Raw genomic sequence first — 4,001 nt, forward strand, 5'->3', positions numbered from 1 at the left:
GTGCCGGGGTTTTAGGGGCAGAGCCCCTGGTGGTTTGTTTCTTTGAAAAAGAAAGGAAAAAAATAATGAACAACATAATCATAGGCAATATAATATCATTCATAGCGGCTCTTTTTATGATGTCGAGCTGTATAGTAAACGACAGAAACAGAGTATTCATGCTCCAGTTTTTTAATTCCTTTCTTCTTGCCATTGCTTCCTGGTTCTTTGCCTCTTATGCGGGTATAGCGGCACTTCTTATTTCATCTGTAAGGAATTATATCGTTTCGAAAGATAAATTTACAAAGAATGTTATGATAATTTTTCTTGTTATGTCCGTAATACTCTGTGCAGCCGTGAACAACAGAGGCTTTATCGGACTTATACCTATTATCGCAACAGTCCAGTATACTCTTTGCAGTTATTATGTAAAAGGTGTGAAGGAGACCAGATACAGCATTTGGGCTAATCTTTTTATGTGGATAATTTATTCATTCTCTATCCTTGATTTTTCCACGGCACTGTCCGATTTAACTACACTTATTATAAATACCTTATCGATAATAAAACATAGAGGCAGAAAAGAAGCCTCGAAAAATGTATCTTTTGATGAATTTGATTATACAACAGAAGAAATATAAAAATTAAAAAGATTTTAAAGCATGGCTTGGCTGTGCTTTTTTATTATTTAAAAGATATTGCGTTATATGTTTAATTAAATTATAAAATAAATCATTCGCTGTTTATCTAAAAAAGTTATTACCTTGTTTATAAGATAAGCCTTTATATGTAAATAGGAGGATAAGCAAATGTTTAATGAAAATAGGACAGATAAAAATAAAGAAACTCGAAAATCTTTAAGTTTAATTTATTTAACTTATACATGCTCTTAAATATTAATAACATGAGCAAATTTATTTCAGCAAAATTTACGAATTTAACTTAAAAAAAACTCTGCAGGTGGGGCAATGGGCAGCGCCCCTTTTATTTTTATTATTTAATAAATAATGCACATAAGATACCTATAATTACAAGCACGACCAAAAGCACTGCGATAAATTTTATATATAACATTATGTATCCCGCTATTTTTTCCGTGTTGGATACTTTATTTTCAATGACATTCCTTATGTCGTTGTCGGTAAGTTCATCAAGACTTATTTTATATAGTTTTGCTATTGATATGGATTGTTCTATGCTTGGTGATGTTTGTCCCGTTTCCCAGTTTGAAATGGTCTGTCTGGTCACGTTTAGTCTTTCAGCTGCCTCTTCCTGAGAGTATCCCTCTTTCTTTCTTATTGATGTCAATTTTTCATTTAAGTTCATTAGCTATTCTCCTTTTTTTATTCTATGATAGCTATAGTGATATTTTAAGTCTATCAAATATCTTTTGCAGTATGTAAAAAGGCTTTTGCATGAGTAATAATAAGTTTTATTTCTTAAAATCATAGTGAATGATGTTTGTATATGCTATAAAAGTCATTAGATGATTTTGATTGATTATATCATAAATAGTGTTTTATATATGACTGCATTTTATAATGCTTTATCGTTCTTATAGTATGGTTTCTTCACCTGTAACATTGATATATGATTTTTTTATAAAGGTTTATAATAATTTAAATATTTTTAATATGATTTTGGTAACAACAAATATAAAAACTTATGTATACATTAAAGCATGATATTTGTTAAATTATATATCATAAAGAATATGAACATTTAAAATTATTTATAAAAACTTGACTTAATAAAAGTTTAGGGTATATTTCATCTAATTAACAGACGCAAAAGACAAGTTTCAATTTATCGTTTTTTCACTATACGTCTTTGATTATTTCATTAAATATTATAAGATATAAAAAATAACAGATAAACTAAAACATTATAAATAAAAAATACAAAAAAGTTATTTTAATAAACCTTTTTCCTACATCAAAGGGATTAGGGGTGGAAATCCTTAATGGTTTGATAATAAACAACTATTATGTTAATATAGTAGCAAGTATTTTAAGAAGCGGTGATTAAATGAAAGATAATGATAAAAAAGGACTTGAATCATTCGATGATTTTCTTATGCCTTATTTGACGGACGACGAGAAGATATTAAATAAAGAAAGCGATCTTGCAAAAGATGCTCTGCTTTTCGGAGGAAAAGACTTCAGTGAAGACCTAAATAAAGAAGTAGATGAAAATATTGATGAGAATGAAACTCACAATATAAATAATACTTATGAGGAAAACGATGTTCACTCTCTAAACGATAACGATAATTCTTTAGTTAAAGAAAATAATAATGTATCCGATTATGAGCGAAACGAAGGTAATCATTATGAATCGGACAGTGAAGAAAATGATAGTGATGATAAACATATTAATCAAAATGATTTAAAAATGACAAAACAAAATAATAAACAAAATAAAAGCGCCAGCGTTGGCGGGGGTAAGTACGATATGCTTCCAAACATGGTAATGTTATTTATTATTGCAGTCATAGTAGGTATGGTGTTTTTAAAGGGGTGGGATGTATTCCACGGCTTTGAAAGTCTTCTTTTCTTTATCGTTTGGGCGAGCATACTTGCTTATGTTTCAATAATAATTCACGAGGGCGGACATTTTCTCTTCGGACTTTTAAGCGGGTATGAATTCGCTTCATTCAGGATAGGCAATATGATGTTCGTAAAGAACAATGATAAGATAACATATAAGAGATACCATATCCCCGGGACAGGCGGGCAGTGTCTGATGATACCTCCCGATGTAAAAAATGATAAATATGACTTCCCTAATTTCCTATATTCTTTGGGGGGAGTTATACTTAACTTCATTTTCGGCGGGATATGCCTTATATTATATATTATGCTTCCTTATGTGATATTCCTATCGGAAGGACTTATCATGGGCGTTGCACTTAGCTTATACTTCGGTCTTTTGAATGGGATACCAAGAAAAATAGGCGGGATAGCAAACGACGGAGCCAATGCTTTATATTTGGATGAGGACATCAATTCAAAGAAAGCATTTTATTCTCAGCTTAAAATCAACGGGCTGCTTACAAAAGGTGTAAGACTTAAAGATATGGACGAAAAGCTTTTTGATGTAGATGAAAAAGCGGATTATCTGAACCCTCTCGTAAGTGCTATGGTGACTTTAAAGTGCAATTATCTTGTGGACAAGAAAGAATTTGACAAAGCAAGCGAACTGATTTTATATTCCCTTGATAACCTGACCGATATGTTAAGCGTTCATAAAAGTGAGCTTAGGTGTGAGCTTTTGTTTTTGGAACTTATCGGAGAATGTAATAAGTATGAAATAGACAGGCTCATGAATGATGACCTTAAAAGGTATATAGAAACGACCAAGAATTATTACGTGTCGAGAAGAAGACAGCTTTATGCTTATGAACTCCTTTATAATGAGGATGAATATAAAGCAAAGGAACAGCTTGACGCATTCAAGAGGATATCTTCCTCTTACCCTTACGAAACGGAAATAGAAGGGGAGATAGAACTTCTTCATGTGGCTCATGACAAAGCGGTGGAGAGAGGTATCATCGAAGAAGATAAATAGAGGTGTGTTATCTTGAAGTTTGAACTTATAAGAAGTTTTATCTATATATTTAAAAATAATAGAAATAAATATTAAAATATAAAAAAGCCCTCGGAAATTTCCTAAGGGCTTTTTTGTTGTTTGGAATAATATTTGATTATTTAAAAACTAAAAAATGAGTGGTTTTATTTCTCTTAAAATTAAAACTTTTAAAAGCAGGTATAGTTTATTTAAAAGTGATAACTTTTTTAGGTGATTTACGGGTGAACCACTTTATTAAGTTAATATTTTATTCATTGAAATCTAAGTGTATGAAGTACACAAAATAACAAACTTTCTGATTTATTATGCAGAATATTTACGTTAGCTGTATTTGAAGGTTTCTTCTTAAGTATTACCTGCAATTTCTCCAAATTACAATTATTATAAATATTTACATTATAAGTTTTATCTTAAATTACAGTTGATAAATC

General features: G+C 30.4%; 3 protein-coding genes. 2 read left to right on the top strand and 1 reads right to left on the bottom strand.

Features of this window, described 5'->3' with window-relative positions; all coding sequences use genetic code 11:
- On the top strand, positions 1-620 hold a 620-nt coding region (locus tag NSA01_RS09730), incomplete at its 5' end, for a YgjV family protein (protein WP_306813880.1).
- A gap of 352 nt (positions 621-972) precedes the next feature.
- Here the strand turns inward: NSA01_RS09730 and NSA01_RS09735 are convergent.
- Positions 973-1,305 carry a helix-turn-helix transcriptional regulator gene (locus NSA01_RS09735; protein ID WP_257481264.1) on the bottom strand — a complete coding sequence of 111 codons (333 nt, stop codon included), beginning with the start codon at positions 1,303-1,305 and terminating at the stop codon, positions 973-975.
- A gap of 702 nt (positions 1,306-2,007) precedes the next feature.
- Between NSA01_RS09735 and NSA01_RS09740 the strand changes: the two genes are divergently transcribed.
- On the top strand, positions 2,008-3,549 hold the full coding sequence (locus NSA01_RS09740) for a M50 family metallopeptidase (protein ID WP_257481265.1): 1,542 nt from the start codon (positions 2,008-2,010) through the stop codon (positions 3,547-3,549).
- The last annotated feature ends 452 nt before the right edge of the window (positions 3,550-4,001 follow it).

This window comes from Anaerofustis stercorihominis (assembly GCF_024623185.1).
Lineage (GTDB): Bacteria > Bacillota > Clostridia > Eubacteriales > Anaerofustaceae > Anaerofustis.